We start from the raw sequence: 2816 nt of genomic DNA, 5'->3' as shown, positions 1-2816 counted from the left end.
ACCGAGGGGACCGTTGAGAGCGGTTGTGGCTGCGGCCAGGGTGATGGCGGCCGAGGTCTGCACGAGGTGCTTGTCGGGGCGATTGGGGGAAACGTGGTGCAGGGTCACCGTGTCGTGTGCGCAGATCGAGGGCGACGGTGTCTCGGCTGTCTGGCGCGACCCGCTGACCGGGACTCTGCAGGCGCGGAAGGGGGAGAGGCGTGCGAGCGAGATGTCCATGCGCTCAGTGTAGCCGTTGCTCTTGGAAATTGTCTGTACTCAGGCCTGCAAGGTCTCGTCTGCGACGTATTGCCTCAGCCTCGCTCTCTGCTTCAGCGCATGTTCCGGGAAGCGGGTCGCGGTTGCAGTGGTGACTCTCTTTTTTTGTAAAGCATATTTTATGCCGTTAATAATTCTTGTTTGCGCCTTTGCCCACTTTTTTGGTGGTTCGATGTGTTACTCTACTGTGAATGGCCGATGCTGTTGTGTCGCGGGCGAGTCGTAGATGGACGATGCAGGCGCGTCTTGCCTTTGCTGCTCTGCTGCTTGTGAGCAACCAGATTGCGAGCCTCTATGTCTTGCGCGCGCAGGGGGGGGGCACGGCGTCTGCCGGCATGTTCGCGAACAAGATCACGGGCCGCACCAACGTCGTGATCGTCTCGGCCTGCTCTTTGCGGGCCGACTATCTAGACGTCATCGGGAAGACGCACGACCTGACCCCGAACCTCGATGCCCTCGCCAGAAGAGGCTTCACATGTCTGCGGGCCTACAGCGAGGGAACTTGGACCCGTCCCTCTCACATCGCGCTCTTCTCGAGCCGTCATCCACGTGAGGCGAATGCCTCGATGACGCTGGCAGACGACGTGGCATCGCTGCCGGAGCTGTATCAGCGCGCGGGCTACGCGACGGGCGGATTCACGGGTGGCGGCAACATCGCCGCCGGGTTCGGCTTCGCTCGGGGGTTCGATGTGTACACGGAGAACGAGGCGTCGTGTCAGGAACTCTCCAGGCGTGTTGATGAAGGCATGTCGTGGGTCGATGGCTTGAATCGGTCGGCCTTCTTCATGTTCCTGCACGGTACTGATTGTCACGCGCCGTTTCGCGGTCTCTGCCCTGACCCCCGATCACCGTACGCGTTGCTCGAGCATCGCCTCGCGTCGACCATGCAGAGCGGTTTGGAGCACATCTTCGACGGCAGGTTCTATCCCGGCGCTTCCATGGAGGAGTACGCGGCGATCACACGCAATCCGAACCTGTCGCGGGAATACAAGGATCAGTACAGGCCCACGACGCTGGAACCGGGGTTCTATGGGCATCTCCGGGGGCACTATGCCGCGGCGGTGAGAAGCACCGACAGCGCAATCGGCCATCTGCTCGACGCTCTCCGGGATCGCGGACTTCTCGACAGCACCATCGTGGTCGTCGTGGGAGATCACGGCTGGGATCTGGGTGAGCACGGCTATGTGACGCATGCGGTTCACGGGTACGATTCAATTGCGCACGTCCCCGTGATCCTGGCAGGGCCCTCCATCCCTCAGGGCCGCTCTACCCGCGAGATGGTCGGGCTCAAGGACGTGGCCCCCACGCTGCTGGCCCTCACAGGGCTCGACCGAGCTGCGACATTCCTCGGCAACGACCTCGTGGGCCTGATGAAGCAGGTGCCTGCAGACAAGCCTCGCTTTGCGGTTACGACGCTTGCGGGCCTGCACCCCTGGCAGCAGCCCTCTGATGCGGGCTACGCCGTCAAGGTCTGGCTGCGAGCGGCTCACGGAGAGCTTGTCGTGACGATGTTCCCCCAGGCGCGAATAGAGCTCTACGATCCGGAATCCGACCCAGGGGAGGGCAAAGACCTTCGCGATGACCCGGACAGTGCCGCCAGATTTGCCGAGATGGTTGCCCTGTGGCGAGAGCTGGCGCCCCACGTCGCTCCCTCGTCGGGCGCAGGGGCCACATTGAATGCCTCGACCCGGGATTTCCTTCAGCGCAACGGCTACTTCGATGGTCCAGTCGATGCACTGGCCTCCCCCGTGGTCACTGGAACCGGCACCTCTCAACCGGCTGCTCGCGCTCGTTGAGGGTGTTGCACATCGTTCCTCCTCGCTCGGAGGATTGTCGCTTCGCGCTTGGAATTGAGGGGCTGAGCGGAGGCCCGGACAGCTGCCTCCCCGAGGAGGCAAGATGCACGTGACCATGCTCCTGTGCGAGTCGGCGCAGGAGATCAACGGGAAGCTCTACATTCTGGGCGGGGGCTGGAGCGTGACGGGACCGGGGCCCTTTCAGTGGGCCCTTGCGGTCAGGGTCGAGGTGCCCTGGGACGAGGCGAACGTGCGCAAGAAGGTGCGGCTGTTCCTGCACGACGCCGATGGTCACGCAGTCATGCTCCCCGGCACGCAGACCCCCATCGAGCTCAACGCTGAGCTCGAGGTAGGACGCCCTGCCGGCATGCCGCGCGGCATTCCCATCGATACAGCCTTTGCAGTGCAGGGCATGCCACTCGTGCTGCCCAGTGGACGCTACGTGTGGCGCCTCGCCATCGGAGAGCGGGAAGATGATCTCTGGCAGGTGGGCTTTTACGTGCGTCCCCCCCAGGACAGGGTGGACGGCGTCTCCTCGACCCGCTGAGACGAAGAAGGCCCGCTGCACGCAGCGGGCCTTTCTTGTGATGTGGGGGCTTCGTCTCGCGGTCAGTACGGGTGGTAGACCGGGGGGGTGCGATAGCAGTTGCCCCAGCCGTCCTGCTGCAGGCGGTAGTGGCCGGACATGTCGCGCACGTCGCCATAGCCGTCGAAGTGGTGGTAGACGCCGTCGCAGCCCACGGCGTTGTAGCCGTAGCCGCT

The 2816-nt window shown here is 63.7% G+C and carries 3 protein-coding genes; all 3 read left to right on the top strand.

Translation table 11 applies throughout. From position 1 onward, the window contains the following. The first annotated feature begins 25 nt into the window (after positions 1-25). The 3 genes from EB084_23185 to EB084_23175 all read left to right on the top strand — a co-directional run bounded on the left by EB084_23185 (position 26) and on the right by EB084_23175 (position 2601). On the top strand, positions 26-232 hold the full coding sequence (locus tag EB084_23185; protein NDD31168.1) for a hypothetical protein: 207 nt from the start codon (positions 26-28) through the stop codon (positions 230-232). Positions 233-449: 217 nt separating this feature from the next. After that, a complete protein-coding gene (locus tag EB084_23180; GenBank protein ID NDD31167.1) occupies positions 450-2054 on the top strand; it encodes a DUF1501 domain-containing protein in 1605 nt (534 codons plus the stop codon). A gap of 103 nt (positions 2055-2157) precedes the next feature. Further along, positions 2158-2601 (top strand): hypothetical protein, encoded by a 444-nt coding sequence (locus EB084_23175; GenBank protein NDD31166.1) that lies wholly within the window; start codon positions 2158-2160, stop codon positions 2599-2601. The last annotated feature ends 215 nt before the right edge of the window (positions 2602-2816 follow it).

The organism is Pseudomonadota bacterium (assembly GCA_010028905.1).
GTDB lineage: Bacteria > Vulcanimicrobiota > Xenobia > RGZZ01 > RGZZ01 > RGZZ01.
Note: the sequence above shows the minus strand (reverse complement) of the source record. Positions and strands in the feature narration are given on the sequence as shown.

What these genes read in the sequence shown, in the direction of transcription:
- EB084_23180 (NDD31167.1), top strand. Translation starts at nt 450, where the DNA reads ATGGCCGATGCTGTTGTGTCGCGGGCGAGTCGTAGATGGACGATGCAG.
- EB084_23175 (NDD31166.1), top strand. Translation starts at nt 2,158, where the DNA reads ATGCACGTGACCATGCTCCTGTGCGAGTCGGCGCAGGAGATCAACGGG.